At 73.2% G+C, this 16,043-nt stretch carries 10 protein-coding genes and 3 tRNA genes; 5 read left to right on the top strand and 8 right to left on the bottom strand.

Translation table 11 applies throughout. The annotated features are described in order from the left end of the window. Positions 1 to 119: 119 nt before the first annotated feature. Positions 120 to 2,207 (top strand): AfsR/SARP family transcriptional regulator, encoded by a 2,088-nt coding sequence (locus ACZ619_RS18295; protein ID WP_469599786.1) that lies wholly within the window; start codon positions 120 to 122, stop codon positions 2,205 to 2,207. A 189-nt stretch (positions 2,208 to 2,396) separates the two neighbouring features. Here ACZ619_RS18295 and ACZ619_RS18290 read toward each other — a convergent pair. The 3 genes from ACZ619_RS18290 to ACZ619_RS18280 form a co-directional block, all read right to left on the bottom strand. Next, positions 2,397 to 2,473 (bottom strand) — tRNA-Ile (locus ACZ619_RS18290). 178 nt (positions 2,474 to 2,651) lie between these two features. Further along, a tRNA-Asn gene (locus tag ACZ619_RS18285) sits at positions 2,652 to 2,724 on the bottom strand. 5 nt (positions 2,725 to 2,729) lie between these two features. After that, positions 2,730 to 2,802, bottom strand: a tRNA-Asn gene (locus ACZ619_RS18280). 132 nt (positions 2,803 to 2,934) lie between these two features. On the opposite strand from ACZ619_RS18280, the gene ACZ619_RS18275 reads away from it, so the two are divergent. The 4 genes from ACZ619_RS18275 to ACZ619_RS18260 all read left to right on the top strand — a co-directional run bounded on the left by ACZ619_RS18275 (position 2,935) and on the right by ACZ619_RS18260 (position 8,678). Further along, entirely contained in the window at positions 2,935 to 3,237 is a 303-nt protein-coding gene (locus ACZ619_RS18275; RefSeq protein WP_469599784.1) for a YtxH domain-containing protein, read from the top strand. 143 nt (positions 3,238 to 3,380) lie between these two features. Continuing rightward, the gene (locus tag ACZ619_RS18270; protein ID WP_469599782.1) at positions 3,381 to 4,853 is read left to right on the top strand and encodes an FGGY family carbohydrate kinase; all 1,473 of its coding nucleotides are present in this window, start codon (positions 3,381 to 3,383) and stop codon (positions 4,851 to 4,853) included. 154 nt (positions 4,854 to 5,007) lie between these two features. Then, entirely contained in the window at positions 5,008 to 6,741 is a 1,734-nt protein-coding gene (locus ACZ619_RS18265; protein WP_469599780.1) for an ABC transporter ATP-binding protein, read from the top strand. Beyond that, the gene (locus ACZ619_RS18260) at positions 6,741 to 8,678 is read left to right on the top strand and encodes an ABC transporter ATP-binding protein (protein ID WP_469599778.1); all 1,938 of its coding nucleotides are present in this window, start codon (positions 6,741 to 6,743) and stop codon (positions 8,676 to 8,678) included. The genes ACZ619_RS18265 and ACZ619_RS18260 overlap by 1 nt, the downstream gene beginning before the upstream one ends. Positions 8,679 to 8,782: 104 nt before the next feature. Here the strand turns inward: ACZ619_RS18260 and ACZ619_RS18255 are convergent, their stop codons facing one another. From ACZ619_RS18255 to ACZ619_RS18235, 5 genes are all read right to left on the bottom strand, one after another. After that, a complete protein-coding gene (locus tag ACZ619_RS18255) occupies positions 8,783 to 10,084 on the bottom strand; it encodes an RNA polymerase sigma factor (protein ID WP_469599776.1) in 1,302 nt (433 codons plus the stop codon). A 104-nt stretch (positions 10,085 to 10,188) separates the two neighbouring features. Continuing rightward, positions 10,189 to 12,096 (bottom strand): DNA primase, encoded by a 1,908-nt coding sequence (dnaG, locus tag ACZ619_RS18250; RefSeq protein ID WP_469599775.1) that lies wholly within the window; start codon positions 12,094 to 12,096, stop codon positions 10,189 to 10,191. Positions 12,097 to 12,153: 57 nt separating this feature from the next. Then, the gene (locus ACZ619_RS18245) at positions 12,154 to 13,416 is read right to left on the bottom strand and encodes an NAD(P)/FAD-dependent oxidoreductase (RefSeq protein WP_469599773.1); all 1,263 of its coding nucleotides are present in this window, start codon (positions 13,414 to 13,416) and stop codon (positions 12,154 to 12,156) included. Positions 13,417 to 13,585: 169 nt separating this feature from the next. Further along, the gene (locus ACZ619_RS18240; protein WP_469599771.1) at positions 13,586 to 14,863 is read right to left on the bottom strand and encodes a deoxyguanosinetriphosphate triphosphohydrolase; all 1,278 of its coding nucleotides are present in this window, start codon (positions 14,861 to 14,863) and stop codon (positions 13,586 to 13,588) included. A gap of 246 nt (positions 14,864 to 15,109) precedes the next feature. After that, a complete protein-coding gene (locus ACZ619_RS18235; protein WP_469599769.1) occupies positions 15,110 to 15,844 on the bottom strand; it encodes a sirohydrochlorin chelatase in 735 nt (244 codons plus the stop codon). Between the last annotated feature and the right edge of the window lie 199 nt (positions 15,845 to 16,043).

Below are 16,043 nucleotides of genomic sequence, written 5' to 3'. Positions count from 1 at the left end.
GGGCCCCGGATCAGCGATCGATGAGTGGACACACTCGTGGACACACGCGAACGGGTGCGGACACGCCCGTGGACACACGCGGCACCCCGGGACGGCGCCGCCCGCGAAGGGACGATGCCGTGGGTGTGGGGTCCGGACCGCCGGCGGACGTGACGTTCGGGCTGCTGGGACCGGTCGCGGCCTGGGACCCCGACGGCGGCCCCCTGCCGCTCGGCGCGCCGCGCCACCGCGAGGTGCTGGGGCGGCTCCTGATCGCCCGGGGCCGGGTGGTGCCCGTCGGCCGGCTCGTGGCCGACCTGTGGGAGGACGGAGCCCCGGCCGGCGCGGTCGGCGCGGTCCGCACCTTCGTCGCCGCCCTGCGCCGCGCCCTGGAACCCGCGCGGCCGCCGCGCCGGCCGTCCCGGCTGCTGGTCACGGACGGCCCGGGCTACGCCCTGCGGGCCGGACGCGCGGCGGTCGACGCCTGGCGGTTCGAGGACACCGCCGCACGGGCCGCCGGGGCCGCCCCGCACGCCGCCGTCGCGCTGTGGGACGAGGCGCTCGCCGGGTGGCGCGGGCCGGTCCTCGCCGACTTCGCCGGTGTCGCGTGGGCCGCCGCCGAACAGGCCCGGCTGGAGGCCCTGCGCCTGGACGCCGTCGAGCGGCGCGCCGACGCCCAGCTGGCCACCGGCGCCGCCCGGGACGCCGTCGCCGACCTGCGCGCCCACGTCGCCGCGCACCCCGGCCGGGAGGACGGCTGGGTCCTGCTGGCGACCGCGCTGGACCGGTCCGGGCGCCGCGGCGAGGCCCTGGACACGCTGCGCCACGCCCGCCGGGCCCTGACCGGTGCGTACGGCCCCGGCGGCGGTCCCGCCCTGGCACGCGCCGAGGCCCGTGTCCTCGGCGGCGCCACCGGCTCCGGACGGTCCGAGCCGGCCGGTGCGGCGGACGGTGTCTGGGACCGCGCGGCCGCCGCCTGGGACCGCTCGGTACCGGCCCGCTCCCGGGCCCGGCTGCACGCCACGGCCGGTCTGCTGCGCGACCTCGCGGTGACCGGCGCCGACGGCCTGGAGGAGGCACGCGAGCACCGCCGGGACCTGGTCGCGGCGGCCGAGACGACCGGCGACACCGAACTGGCCGCGAGGATCATCGGCTCCTACGACGTCCCCGCCCTGTGGGCCCGTGCCGACGATCCCGACGGCGCCGCGGAACTGGTGCGGGCCGCCGCCCGCGCCGCCGCCCGGCTCGGCCCGGAGGGACCGCCCGCCCTGCGGGCCCGGCTGCTGTCGGTCGTCGCGGTCGAGTCACGCGGCGACGCGGCCGCCGACACCGCGCTTCCGCGGGCGGCCGGCGCCCCCGGGGCCGAGGCGTGGCGGCTGCGCGCGGAACGCGCCGCCGGGGAGGCCGTCCGCATCGCCCGCCGCCTCCAGGACCCCGCGCTGCTGGCGTTCGCCCTCAACGGCGCCTTCATGCAGTCCTTCGCGACCTGCGGATCGGCCGCCCGCCGGGACGTCCTCGGCGCCGAACTGACCCGGCTGGCGGCCGACCACCAGCTGCCCGGCCACGAGGTCCTGGGACGTCTGATCCGCCTTCAGGCGCTCGCCGGCCTCGGCGACCTCGCGGCGGCGGACGCGCAGGCCGAGGAGATCGACCGGCTCGCCGTCCGCAACGAACGGCCGCTGGCCGGGGTGTTCACCGCCTGGTACCGGGCGCTGCGCACCTGGGAGACCGGGGGCGGGACGGCCGGCCGGGGCGAGTACGCGCGGGTCCTGGCGGAGACCGCCGGGTGCGGCATGCCCGGTCTCACCGGGGGCGCCGCCGTCCTCGTCGCGCTGGTCCCGGTCATGCGGGGCGACGCCCTGCCCGGCCCCGAGGACCTCGCGGGCCTGGACCCGGGCCCGTACCGGCCCTGGCTCGAACCGCTGCTGCTGGCCGCCTCGGGCGCCGCCGAGGAGGCCCGCCGGGCGCTGACCGAGGTGCCCCGCCCGCCGCACGACCTCCTCCAGGAGGCGTTGTGGTGCGTGCTCGCCCGTGCCGCCGCGGCCGTGGGGCACCTGCCGGTCCTGCGCCGCGCCCGCGCCGAACTGGCGGCGGCCGGGGCGGAGTACGCCGGAGCCGGCAGCGGTCTGGTCTCCTTCGGCCCGGTCACCCGCCATCTGCGCGCCATCGACACGGCCCTCGCCGCCCACACCCCTGCCACCACGGCACCGCCCGACGACGGCACATGAGAGCCGACGGGAAGGAGGGAAGGGAAGGGCAAGGGAAGGCCGGTGTCCGCCGGTGGGTTCCACGGGGTGAGGCGGCCGACCGGGTCTCGGGCGGGCGCGGGGCGGGCCGTCGGGTCCCGGGCAACGCCCCCGTGCGGGCAAGGGCGTTGCCGTTCGGCCTGCAAGAAACGCTTCTGCGTTTCTCTGCCATGGTGGGGCGGGTGGGACTCGAACCCACGGCCGACGGATTATGAGTCCGCTGCTCTAACCGGCTGAGCTACCGCCCCATAGCGGCGTGTCGCGTACATGTGTGCGCGCCGTCTGCCGCAGCATAGCCGCTCATACGATCTCCTGCCTCGGATGGTCGGCGAACTGCGACGTTCATGACCTTGAGGACATCGGCGCAGGCCCGGCGGTTCCCGCGGACATGAAAAAGGACCCCGGAAGGGGCCCTCGTTCAGCATGCTCCCCCGACTGGACTCGAACCAGTAACCTGCCGGTTAACAGCCGGCTGCTCTGCCAATTGAGCTACGGAGGACCGAGCTCCCCCGACTGGACTCGAACCAGTAACCTGCCGGTTAACAGCCGGCTGCTCTGCCAATTGAGCTACGGAGGAATGCCTCGTTGCATCGAACGTACCTACCTGGGTATTCGCCAGGGGGCGCTCGCTCGCTGCGACACATACATTAGCGCAAGCAGGGGGGTGCTCCGCCAATCGGTACTCCCCCACACCGGAAGGGTCGCCGCCATGCGCTACAGGCTCACGTTCGTCGCAGGGCTCGCTCTGGGTTACGTGCTCGGTACCAGGGCCGGACGCGAGCGATACGAGCAGCTGAAGAAGTCCGCCCGCCAGGTCGCCCAGAACCCCGCGGTCCGCAACACCGCCGAGTCCGCCGCCCAGCAGAGCCGTGAGCTGGCGGGCAAGGCGTTCCACTCGGTCAGCGCGAAGGTCGGCGACCGCATGCCCGACTCGGTCGCCTCCCGGGTCCGCTCCCTGCGCGAGCGCGGCCGGTCCGACGGCGCGGACGACTGGGGCACCAGCAACACATGACGTTTCCGTGGCGGGCGGCCGGTCCCGCCCGGGGCCGGGAACCACGCGACCAGCGAGGACGCCCGCACGCCCGCCGGACCGGGTGAACCCCTACCGCGCCCCGTCGGCCGGACCACAGGGGCGCGTGCGGCAGAATTTCGGGCATGGGGATAGTCGCCGGGTTGGACAGCTCACCCGATTTCACTCGCATCGTGGTCTGCGACACGGACACCGGCGCGGTGCTCCGCCAGGGATACGCGCCGCACCCGGTCGACACGCCGGACGGCACGAGCACCGGCACGGGCACGGGACGCCCCAGTGACGTCGACCCGCAGGCCTGGCTGCTCTCCCTCGGCGAGGCGGCCGGCGGCGGCCTCCTGGAGGGCGTCCAGGCCATCGGCGTGTCGGCCCAGCAGAACGCGCTGGTCCCGCTGGACGCCCAGGGCAACACCGTCCGCCCGGCGATGGTCGGCGGCGACAAGCGCGCCCAGGTCGCGGCGGCCGACCTGCTCGACGCGCTCGGCGGCCGGGAGGCCTGGGCGCAGGCGGTGGGATGCGTGCCGCAGGCCGCGCAGCCGGTGACCAAGCTGCGCTGGCTGGCCAAGGCGGAGCCGGAGAACGCGCGGCGCACCGCCGTGCTCCTCCAGGCCCATGACTGGCTGGTGTGGCAGTTGCTGGGGCGGCCGGTGCGGCGGACCACCGACCGGGGCGGGGCGTCCGGGACCGGGTACTGGTCGGCGGCGACCGGTGGCTACCGGCCCGATCTGGTCGAACTCGCCCTCGGGCACCAGACGATGCTGCCCGAGGTGATCGGACCGTCCGACGCGGCCGGTACGACGCCGGAGGGGCTGCTGATCTCGGCCGGGACCGGGGAGACGATGGCCGCCGCCTTCGGGCTGGGCCTCGGCTTCGGGGACGCCGTCGTGTCGCTGGGCGCGTCGGGGTCGGTGATGGCCGTGCATTCCGAGGCGCTCTCCGACACCAGCGGGATGATCACCTCGCTGGCCGACGCGACCGGCATGCACCTGCCGGTCCTCACCACGCTCAACGCCGTGCGGACCCTGCGCGGTACCGCCGAGCTGCTCGGGCTGGCCGATCTGGAGAGTCTGTCGGATCTGGCGATGAAGTCGACGCCGGGCTCGCACGGGCTGGTCATGCTGCCGTACCTGGAGGGCGAGCGGACGCCGAACCTGCCGCACACCGCGGGGACGCTGGCCGGGCTGCGGCGGGAGTCGATGAGGGCGGAGCACCTCGCGCGGGCCTCGTTCGAGGGGATGCTGTGCGGGCTCGCCGACGCGCTGGACGTGCTGCGCGGGCGCGGGGTGGAGGTGCGGCGGATCTTCCTGCTGGGCGGGGCCGCCGAGCTGCCGGCCGTGCAGGCGGCGGCGCCGATGCTGTTCGGCGCGCAGGTCGTCGTACCGCAGCCGGCGGACTACGCGGCGATCGGCGCGGCGCGGCAGGCGGCGTGGGCGCTCGGGGTGTCGCAGGGCACGCTCGACCCGCGGACCCCGCCGGTGTGGCAGGGTCCCGCGGCCCAGGTGCTGGAGCCCGGTGACGAACTGGCGGTCGGACAGGCGGTGCGGCAGCAGTACGTGTCGGTGCGCGAACAGACGCATCCCGGGGCGTTCCGGGTCTGACCGCGCGCCCCCGGGCGCCGCAGGGCTTCCGCCGACGGGTTAATCGGTTGGGGTAACGCGGGTGGAGTGTCGGACGATAGGGGCCTAGGGCAAACACCTAGCCCTTTCGGGCAGGCGACGCCCCGCCCACCCCGCCGACTCCGAGAGACGTAGCGTGCTCATACGACTTCTGCGGACCTATCTCAGGCCCTACAGGAAACCCATCTCCATCCTGGTGCTGCTGCAGTTCCTGCAGACCTGCGCCACCCTCTACCTGCCCACGCTCAACGCGCACATCATCGACAACGGCGTCGTGAAGGGTGACACGGGTTACATCCTGTCCTTCGGCGCACTGATGATCGGCATCTCGCTCGCGCAGGTGGTGTGCAACATCGGTGCCGTGTACTACGGCGCCAGGACGGCGTCGGCGCTCGGCCGGGACGTGCGGGCCGCCGTCTTCGACCGGGTGCAGTCCTTCTCCTCGCGTGAGGTCGGTCACTTCGGGGCGCCCTCGCTCATCACCCGTACGACGAACGACGTACAGCAGGTCCAGATGCTGGTCCTGATGACGTTCACCCTGATGGTGTCGGCGCCCATCATGTGTGTCGGCGGCATCGTGCTCGCCCTCGGCCTGGACGTCCCGCTCTCCGGGGTGCTGGTCGCCGTCGTGCCCGTGCTGGGCGTCTCGGTGACCCTGATCGTGCGCCGGCTGCGGCCGCTGTTCCGGGCGATGCAGGTGCGGCTCGACACGGTGAACCGGGTGCTGCGCGAGCAGATCACCGGCAACCGCGTCATCCGCGCCTTCGTCCGCGACGGGTACGAGCAGGAGCGCTTCGGCCGGGCCAACGCGGACCTGACCGAGATGCAGCTGGCCACCGGCCGGATGCTCGCCCTGATGTTCCCCATCGTCATGACGACGGTGAACGTGTCGTCCATCGCGGTGGTCTGGTTCGGCGCCCACCGCATCGACAGCGGCCAGATGGCGATCGGCGACCTGACCGCCTTCCTCGCCTACCTCATGCAGATCGTGATGTCCGTGATGATGGCCACCTTCATGTTCATGATGGTGCCGCGCGCGGAGGTCTGCGCCGAGCGCATCGAGGAGGTCCTGGACACCGAGTCCAGCGTGGTCCCGCCGCGCACGCCCGTCACCGAGCTGCGCCGCCACGGCCACCTGGAGATCCGGGGCGCGGGATTCCGCTATCCGGGTGCCGAGGAGCCGGTCCTCAGGTCCGTCGGCCTGGTGGCCCGGCCCGGTGAGGTGACCGCCGTGATCGGCTCCACCGGCAGCGGCAAGTCCACCCTGCTCGGGCTGGTCTCGCGCCTGTTCGACGCCACCGACGGCCAGGTCCTGGTGGACGGCGAGGACGTCGCGGGCCTCGACCCGAAGCTGCTCGCCAGGACGGTGGGCCTGGTCCCGCAGAAGCCGTACCTGTTCGCCGGGACCGTGGCCACCAACCTGCGCTACGGCAACCCCGACGCCACCGACGAGGAGCTGTGGCACGCGCTGACGGTGGCGCAGGCCAAGGGCTTCGTCGAGAAGCTGGAGGGCGGTCTGAACGCGCCCATCGCCCAGGGCGGTACGAACGTCTCCGGCGGCCAGCGCCAGCGCCTGGCGATCGCCCGCACGCTGGTGCAGCGCCCCGAGATCTACCTCTTCGACGACTCCTTCTCCGCCCTCGACTACGCGACCGACGCCGCGCTGCGCGCCGCGCTCGCCCGGGAGACGGCCGAGGCGACCGTCGTCATCGTCGCCCAGCGGGTGGCGACCATCAGGGACGCCGACCGGATCGTCGTCCTCGACGAGGGACGGGTCGTCGGCGCCGGCCGCCACCACGAACTCATGTCCGGCAACCAGACCTACCGGGAGATCGTGCTCTCCCAGCTGACGGAAGCGGAGGCCGCCTGATGGCCGGGCCCATGGGACGCATGATGGCCGGGGGCGGCCCCGACCAGCGCTCGATGGACTTCAAGAACTCGGGCAAGCGGCTGCTCGCCCAGTTCAAACCCGAGCGGTTCACCATCTACGCGCTGCTGGTGTGCGTCGTCGGCAGCGTCGCCCTGAACGTCATCGGCCCGAAGATCCTCGGCAACGCCACCGACCTGGTGTTCTCCGGTGTCATCGGCAAGCAGCTGCCCGCCGGGACCACCAAGGAGCAGGTGCTGCGGTCCATGCACGAGCGCGGCCAGGGCACGGTCGCCGACATGCTGAAGGGCACCGACTTCACCCCGGGCCAGGGCATCGACTTCGGCCGGGTCGGCGACGTCCTGCTGTTCGCGCTCTGTACGTACCTGGTCGCCGGCCTGCTGATGGCGGTGGCCACGCGCCTGGTCAACCGGTCCGTCAACCGCACGATGTACCGGCTGCGCGAGGACGTCCAGACGAAGCTGTCCCGGCTGCCGCTGTCGTACTTCGACAAGCGGCAGCGCGGCGAGGTCCTCTCCCGGGCCACCAACGACATCGACAACATCGGCCAGACGCTCCAGCAGTCGATGGGCCAGCTCATCAACTCGGTGCTGACCATCGTCGGCGTGCTGGCGGTGATGTTCTGGGTGTCCTGGATCCTCGCCCTGGTCGCCCTGGTCGCCCTGGTCACCGTCCCGCTGTCCTTCGTGGTCGCGACCCGGGTCGGCAAGCGCTCCCAGCCGCACTTCGTGCAGCAGTGGCGCAGCACCGGCAAGCTGAACGCCCACGTCGAGGAGATGTACACCGGGCACACCCTGGTGAAGGTCTTCGGCCGGCAGGAGGAGTCGGCGAAGCAGTTCGCCGAGCAGAACGAGGCGCTGTACGAGGCCGGGTTCCGGGCGCAGTTCAACAGCGGTGTGATGCAGCCGCTGATGATGTTCGTGTCGAACCTGAACTACGTGCTGGTCGCGGTCGTCGGCGGTCTGCGGGTCGCCTCCGGCGCCCTGTCCATCGGTGACGTCCAGGCCTTCATCCAGTACTCCCGGCAGTTCTCGATGCCGCTGACGCAGGTCGCGTCGATGGCCAACCTGGTGCAGTCGGGCGTCGCCTCGGCGGAGCGGATCTTCGAACTCCTCGACGCCGAGGAGCAGGAGGCCGACCCGGTTCAGGGCGAGCGTCCCGCCGAACTGCGCGGCCGGGTGGACCTGGAGCACGTCTCCTTCCGCTACGACCCGGACAAGCCGCTGATCGAGGACCTCTCGCTGACGGTGGAACCGGGCCACACGGTCGCCATCGTCGGCCCGACCGGCGCCGGCAAGACCACGCTGGTGAACCTGCTCATGCGGTTCTACGACGTCTCCGGCGGCCGGATCGCCCTCGACGGCGTCGACGTCACCCGCATGTCCCGGGACGAACTGCGCTCCGGCATCGGCATGGTGCTCCAGGACACCTGGCTGTTCGGCGGCACCATCGCGGAGAACATCGCGTACGGCGCCTCCCGCGAGGTCACCCGGGGCGAGATCGAGGAGGCGGCGCGCGCGGCCCACGCCGACCGGTTCGTCCGCACCCTCCCCGAGGGCTACGACACCGTGATCGACGACGAGGGCACGGGCGTCAGCGCCGGTGAGAAGCAGCTCATCACCATCGCGCGGGCGTTCCTGTCCGACCCGACGATCCTGGTCCTCGACGAGGCGACGTCGTCGGTGGACACCCGCACCGAGGTCCTCATCCAGAAGGCGATGGCCAAACTGGCGGACGGCCGCACGTCGTTCGTCATCGCCCACCGCCTCTCCACGATCCGCGACGCGGACACCATCCTGGTGATGGAGAACGGGTCGATCGTGGAGCAGGGCGCGCACGCGGAGCTCCTGGCCGCGGACGGCGCCTACGCGCGGCTGTACAAGGCGCAGTTCGCCGAGGCCGTGGCGGAGGTCGACTGACGGACCGGGTGCGGGCGGGGCGCCCCGTCAGGGGCGCGGGGCTGTGCCGGCAGGCGGCCGCGCCGCGCGGGCGTGATCAGCCCCCCGCCCACCCGCACCCGGCATCAGTCCAGATAGCCCCTCAGCTGATCCGCGAAGGCGTGGTCGCGCAGCTTGTTGAGGGTCTTCGACTCGATCTGCCGGATCCGCTCCCGTGTGACGCCGAAGATCCGTCCGATCTCCTCCAGCGTCCGGGGCCGCCCGTCGGCCAGCCCGTACCGCAGCTGGACGACCTTGCGCTCGCGCTCCCCGAGCGTGGACAGCACCGCCTCCAGGTGCTCGCGCAGCAGCAGGAAGGCGGCCGACTCCACGGGGCTCGCCGCGTCGCCGTCCTCGATGAGGTCGCCGAGGGCCACGTCGTCCTCCTCGCCCACCGGGGCGTGCAGGGAGACCGGTTCCTGGGCGAGGCGCAGCACCTCGCCCACCCTCTCGGGCGCCAGGTCCAGATGGGCGGCGACCTCGTCGGGCGTCGGCTCGTAGCCCCGTTCCTGGAGCATCCGGCGCTGGACCCGGACCACGCGGTTGATGAGTTCGACGACGTGCACGGGGACGCGGATCGTGCGGGCCTGGTCGGCCAGGGCGCGGGACATGGCCTGCCGGATCCACCAGGTCGCGTACGTGGAGAACTTGTAGCCGCGGGCGTAGTCGAACTTCTCGACCGCGCGGATCAGCCCGAGGTTCCCCTCCTGGACCAGGTCGAGCATGGTCAGGCCGCGGCCGACGTACCGCTTGGCCACGGAGACGACGAGCCTGAGGTTCGCCTCGATGAGCCGGCGCTTGGCCATGCGGCCCCTCACGACCAGCCGGTCGAGGTCGAGCGCGAGCTCGCTGTCGAGGTCGGGCGTGCTGCCGAGCTTCTCCTCGGCGAACAGCCCGGCCTCGACCCGGCGGGCGAGTTCGACCTCCTCGGCGGCGGTGAGCAGCGGGATGCGGCCGATCTCGCGCAGGTACTGGCGGAACAGGTCGGAGGAGGGGCCGGCGGTGTCGGCGCGGGCGGCGACGCGCGCCTCGACGGGTTCCGGTTCGGGCTCCTCGGCGGCCTCGGCCGTGAGTTCCTCGGCGGGCGGGCCCTCCGGCTCCGCCGCCGTCTCGGGGTGGACCGCCACCCGGCTCTGCGGTGGCACGCCGGCGTAGACGTCGGCCTCGGCCTCCGGCCCGGCCGCTTGCGTGCCGCTGTCTGTCTGGGTCAGGGTCTGGGTCTGCACGGGGGCGACCTCCAGGATGATCGCTGCCAGGGGGTGCGGCAGCGGTACTTCGGGGGCGGAGACGACGGCCTCGCCGCTGTCCGTCCCGTACGCGTTGAGTGGAACGGCGGGGGTGTGGGGCCCGTCCGGGACGGGCCGGCCGCGCTCCGAGGACTCAGGCACCGCCCCCCAGTGTGGGGTAAGACACATCGCCGCCACGAGGGGCGTGCGGTGACTTTTTGCGTCCGTTCCGTGACCGCGTGGTTACGCTGTCGGCCGGCGGCGGCTCAGAGGGCGGTCGCGCCGCGCTCGCGCAGTGCCTGCCCGTACTGCTGGAGCACCCACAACTCGTTCTGCACGGAGGCGAGTTGGGCCGGGTCTCCGGCGCTGCCGAGCCGGGTGAGGGTGATCTGGATCTCGTGGATGCGCCGGTCGACGGCCCGGCGGCGGACGGTCACGAGCTGCTCGCCCGCGTAGTTCTCGTCGACCGTGCGGCGCATGATCGCCTCGACGGCCAGCTCGGTCACCATCGCGCGGACCGTGTCGTCGGGGGCCGTCTCGCGGACGCGGACCAGGTACTCCTGCGGGTCCCGTACGCCGTGCTCGGCGCCGCCCGCCTCCATGATGGCCAGGCGTACGGCCGCGTAGGGCTCGGCGGTGAACTCGTCGATGCCGTACGCGTCGAACGCCGGGGAGACCAGCTCGGGGCGTTGCAGGGCGAGCTTGAGCAGCTCGCGCTCGGTGGCGTAGACGGCGTTGCGGAGGTTGAGGGCGGGGCCGGAGACGGCCGGGCGCCCGGCGCGGGCGTCGTACGACGGCTGCTGCGGGCCGCGGGCGGGACCGGGACCCTTGCCGCCGCGCTCGCGGGCCCAACGGGCCAGCTGGGCGACCCGCTTGACCACGAACTGGGTGTCGAGGATGCCGAGCATGCCGGCCAGCTGGACGGCGACCTCGTGCTGGGCGCCGCTGTTCTTGATCCGGGCGACGATCGGCGCGGCCTCGTCGAGGGCGGCCGCGCGGCCCGCCGGGGTGTCCAGGTCGTAGCGGGCGACGATCTGGCGGAGCGCGAACTCGAAGAGCGGGGTGCGGGGTTCGGCCAGCTCGGCGACGGCCTCGTCGCCCTTGGCGAGGCGCAGTTCGCAGGGGTCCATGCCGTCGGGGGCGATGGCGATGTACGTCTCGGCGGCGAACTTCTGGTCGTCCTCGAAGGCGCGCAGGGCCGCCTTCTGGCCGGCCGCGTCGCCGTCGAAGGTGAAGATCACGCGGGCCGAGCCGTTGTCCATCAGCAGCCGGCGGAGGATCTTGATGTGGTCGCCGCCGAAGGCCGTGCCGCAGGTGGCGATCGCGGTCGTCACCCCGGCCAGGTGGCAGGCCATGACGTCGGTGTAGCCCTCGACCACGACCGCGCGGCTGGACTTCGCGATGTGCTGCTTGGCGAGGTCGATGCCGTACAGGACCTGGGACTTCTTGTAGATCGCGGTGTCGGGCGTGTTGAGGTACTTGGGGCCGTTGTCCGTCTCGTAGAGCTTGCGGGCGCCGAAGCCGACGACCTCGCCGCCGATGTCCCGGATCGGCCACATCAGGCGGCCCCGGAACCGGTCGATGGGCCCGCGCCGGCCTTCCTGGGAGAGCCCCGACAGCAGCAGCTCCTTGTCGGTGAAGCCCTGCCCGCGCAGATAGCGGGTGAGGTGGTCCCAGCCCTGGGGGCTGTAGCCGACGCCGAAGTGGACGGCGGCGGCCTGGTCGAAGCCGCGCTCGGCGAGGAAGAGGCGGCCGGTCTCGGCCTCGGGGCTGGTGGCGAGCTGTTCCGCGTACCAGACGGCGGCGGTCTTGTGCGCCTCGACCAGCCGGATGCGCTCGCCGCGCTGGTGCGCCGGGTTGTACCCGCCCTCCTCGTAGCGCAGCGTGATGCCGGCCTGGGCGGCCAGCCGCTCGACCGCCTCCGAGAAGGAGAGGTGGTCCACCTTCATCAGGAAGGTGAGGGTGTCGCCGCCCTCCTGGCAGCCGAAGCAGTGGAAGAGCCCCTTGCTCGGGCTGACCTGGAAGGACGGCGACTTCTCGTCGTGGAACGGGCAGAGTCCCTTGAGGTTCCCGCCGCCCGCGTTGCGCAGCTGGAGGTACTCGGACACGACGGCGTCGATCGGGACCGCGTCCCGTACCGCCTTCACGTCCTCGTCATTGATCCGTCCTGCCACGGATGAATTCTACGGTCACCGCGGCACCCCGAAGGGGGCGCGGACGACGGCGGTCGGCTAGGCGAGCGAATCCAGCGGCACATGGGGGTCGGCCAGCGCGTCGGGATCCACCGGCACCGCGGAGCGGACCAGCCTCTGGATCGACTCTGTGACATCCCACACATTCACGTTCATCCCGGCCAGCACCCGCCCCTCCTTCACCCAGAACGCGATGAACTCCCGCTTGCCCAGGTCACCCCGGATGACGACCTCGTCGTAGGAGCCGGGCGGCGCCCAGCCGCTGTACTCCATGCCGAGGTCGTACTGGTCGGTGAAGAAGTAGGGCACCCGGTCGTACGTCACCTCCTGCCCGAGCATCGCGCGGGCCGCCGCCGGCCCGCCGTTGAGGGCGTTGGCCCAGTGCTCCACCCGGAGCCGGACGTCGAACAGGCCGTGCGGGAAGGAGGCCACGTCACCGGCCGCGTAGATGTCCGGGTCGGAGGTCCGCAGCCGTTCGTCGACGACGATGCCGCCGCCGTGCGCCCGTCCGGCCAGCTCCAGCCCGGCCGCCTCGGCGAGCCCGGTGCGCGGCGCCGCGCCGATCGCCGCGAGGACGTCGTGCGCCGGGTGCTCCTCGCCGTCGTCGGTGCGGGCGGCGAGGACCATGCCGTCCTGCCCGACGATCTCGGCGAGCCGCACCCCGAACCGGAAGCGGACCCCGTGCTCCTCGTGCAGCTGCCGGAAGACGTTGCCCAGCTCGGGCCCGAGCACGCTGTGCAGCGGGGTCGGCCCGTGCTCGATGACGGTGACCTCGGCGCCGTAGGTCCGCGCCGCCGCGGCCACCTCCAGGCCGATCCAGCCGGCTCCCGCGATCACGATGTGCCCGTTGTCCCGGCCGAGCGCGGCGAGCACGCCCCGCAGCCGCTCCGCGTGCGAGAGGCGGCGCAGGTGGTGGACGCCGGCCAGGTCGGTGCCGGGGATGTCGAGGCGGCGGGGTTCGGCACCGGTGGCGAGCAGCAGCTTGTCGTAGCGCACGAGGGTGCCGTCGTCGCCGAACCGGACCGTCTTCGCGGCGCGGTCGATCCGGTCCACGGTCTGGCCCAGGTGCAGCTCGATGTCGTTCTGCGCGTACCAGGCGGGCTCGTGCACGAAGACACTGTCGCGCGTCTCCTTGCCCAGCAGCAGGCCCTTGGACAGGGGTGGCCGCTCGTACGGGTGGTCGCGTTCGTCGCAGATCAGTATCACCCGGCCGCTGAAGCCCTCGGCCCGGAGCGTCTCGGCCGCCTTCGCGCCGGCGAGTCCGCCACCGACGATGACGAATGTCTGGTCCGCGTCGACCACTTGAAGCCTCCTCGTAAGGGTGCCGCTACATATGCCGCCCACATGCGCCGCACTGTGAGCGTCCCGCACGCAGCGTGATGCGGGAAGGGGGAGTGGGTCCCGGTGCCCCGATGGTGCCCCGATCATGACCCGATCAGGCCATGGAGGGTCGCGGAGTGTCACCGACTGTTCACATACGGCCCGTCAGTCTCGCGTGCAGCGACCGCGCGGAGGCGTCGGTGAGCGAGGCGATCTGATCGACGATCACGCGTTTGCGGGCGTGGTCGCCGTCGGCCGCGTCGAACAGCGCCCGGAACTGCGGGTCGAGTCCGTCGGGGGCGCGGGCGGTGAGCGCGTGCGCGAGTTCGGCCACGACGACGCGCTGCTCGGCGCGGATCCTCTCCTGCTCGGCGCGCTGCATGACGTAACGGTGGGCGATCGCCTTGAGCACCGCGCACTCCATCCGGGCCTCGCGCGGTACGACGAGTTCGGCGCCGTAGCGGGTGAGCCGGCCGCCGCCGTACGCCTCGCGCGTCGCGCCCTCCGCGGCCAGGCAGAACCGGCCGATGAGCTGGCTGGTGGCGTCCTTGAGACGGCCCTGGGCGACCGCGGAGCCGTCGTAGCCGTGCGGCCACCACTCCTCGGCCTGGAGCCGGTCGAGGGCGGCGGCGAGTTCGGCGGGGTCGGTGCCGGCCGGCACGTACCGGCCGACGGCGGTGTCGAAGACGGCCTGCCGCTCGGGTTCCGCGCGCAGGCGGCCGGGGTCGATGTGGCCCGCGTGCAGGCCGTCCTCGACGTCGTGCACGGAGTAGGCGACGTCGTCGGACCAGTCCATGACCTGCGCCTCGAAGCAGGTGCGGGTGGACGGGGCCTCCTTGCGGACCCAGTCGAAGACCGGGCGGTCGTCCTCGTACACCCCGAACTTCGACGACGCCGGGTCGGTGGGGTGCGCGCCGCGCGGCCACGGGTACTTGGTGGCGGCGTCGAGGGCGGCGCGGGTGAGGTTGAGGCCGACGGAGCCCTCCGGGGTGAACCGCTTGGGCTCGATGCGGGTGAGGAGCCTGAGGGACTGGGCGTTGCCCTCGAAGCCGCCGCAGTCGTCGGCGAACTCGTTCAGCGCCTGTTCGCCGTTGTGGCCGAAGGGCGGGTGGCCGAGGTCGTGCGAGAGGCAGGCGGCCTCCACGAGGTCCGGGTCGCAGCCTAGGGCTGCGCCCAGTTCCCGGCCGACCTGGGCGCATTCCAGGGAGTGGGTGAGGCGGGTGCGGGGGCTGGCGTCCCAGGCCGAGGTGGGGCGTTCGCCCGGGGTGACCACCTGGGTCTTGCCGGCGAGCCTGCGGAGGGCGGCGGAGTGGAGGATCCGGGCGCGGTCGCGCTGGAAGGCGGTGCGGCCGGGGCGCTTGTCGGGCTCGGGGGCCCAGCGCTCGGCTGACGCCGGGTCGTAGGCCGGGGAGGGTGCGGGGACTGCCATGCCTCGACAGTACGGGGCGGTTGTGACAAATGGTGGTTTCGAGCGCCCACGGATCTGAAGGACCGGCCGTCGGGCGGGCGCGGCGGCGTTGTGGCTGGTCGCGCAGTTCCCCGCGCCCCCAGGGGCGTTCCGCCGGACCGGCCGTCGGGTGGGCGCGGGGGCGTTGTGGCTCGTCGCGCAGTTCCCCGTGGCCCTCGGGGCGTCGAGGGCTGGGGGGTTCAGGTGGTCGCGGTGTCGGTGTGCCGTTCAGGCTGCTGCTGTCAGGGGGGTTTTCAGGGCTTGGTCGTAGCGGTGGAGGGTCAGTTCCGCCATGGCCTCGTGGGCTCCGAGGGGGGCTGAGGCGATCCAGGGGGCGGCGGCCGCGGACTCGGTGGCGAAGCGGCCGGGGGCCGTGAAGTAGGAGGCGACGGCGATGCGGTGACGGCCCCTCGCCCGCAGCGCGGCGATCGCCTCCGCGACCGTCGGGGCCGCCGCCGACGCGTAGGCCGGGACGACCGGGACGCCCAGGCGTTCGGCGAGGAGCCGGGCCGTGCGCAGGGTGTCGACCCTGGCCTCGGGGTCGCGGGAGCCGGCCGCCGCCATCACCACGGCGCTCGCGGGCCTCCGGCGCCACCCCGCCTCCAGCAGCCGGCCGTGCAGGGCGTCGACCAGCAGCGGGTGCGGGCCCAGCGGCGCGGCGACGCGTGTGCGGGCCGCGGCGGCCGCGGCGATCTCCGGGATGTCCCGCTTGACGTGGTAGCCGCGGCTCAGGAGCAGCGGGACGAGGACGGCCGGGGCGTCCCCGAGGGCGGCGAGGGTGTCCGGGAGCAGCGGCTCGTTCAGCTCGATGTGACCGAGGCGCACCGGCAGGTCCGGGCGCAGTGCGCGCACCCGGTCCATGAGCGCCCGCACCGTGGCGAGCGCGCGCGGGTCGCGGCTGCCGTGGGCCACCAGGACGAGGGCGGGCGGGCCGGGGCGCGGAGAAAGGTCGGTCACCGTCATGCGAGGATCCTCGCCGGACGAGATTGCACCGCCGTTGCCTGACCGTCACGAGTGTTTACGGGCACTTCACGTCACGGGGCCGGGCGGTGTGAGCGAACCGGAACGACCCGCGCTGCGTCCTCCAAGGTCGGAGCCGAGGGTGCCGACCGGGACAGCCGGGGCCGACGGTCGCCGACCGGGGCCTACAGGGGGGAACGAC

This window comes from Streptomyces sp. NPDC104367, from assembly GCF_055583825.1.
The sequence above is the reverse complement of the archived record's forward strand: the minus strand, read 5'-3'. Positions and strand labels throughout refer to the sequence as shown.

What these genes read in the sequence shown, in the direction of transcription:
- ACZ619_RS18275 (WP_469599784.1), top strand. Translation starts at nt 2,935, where the DNA reads ATGCGCTACAGGCTCACGTTCGTCGCAGGGCTCGCTCTGGGTTACGTG.
- ACZ619_RS18270 (WP_469599782.1), top strand. Translation starts at nt 3,381, where the DNA reads ATGGGGATAGTCGCCGGGTTGGACAGCTCACCCGATTTCACTCGCATC.
- ACZ619_RS18260 (WP_469599778.1), top strand. Translation starts at nt 6,741, where the DNA reads ATGGCCGGGCCCATGGGACGCATGATGGCCGGGGGCGGCCCCGACCAG.
- ACZ619_RS18240 (WP_469599771.1), bottom strand. Translation starts at nt 14,863, where the DNA reads ATGGCAGTCCCCGCACCCTCCCCGGCCTACGACCCGGCGTCAGCCGAG.
- ACZ619_RS18235 (WP_469599769.1), bottom strand. Translation starts at nt 15,844, where the DNA reads ATGACGGTGACCGACCTTTCTCCGCGCCCCGGCCCGCCCGCCCTCGTC.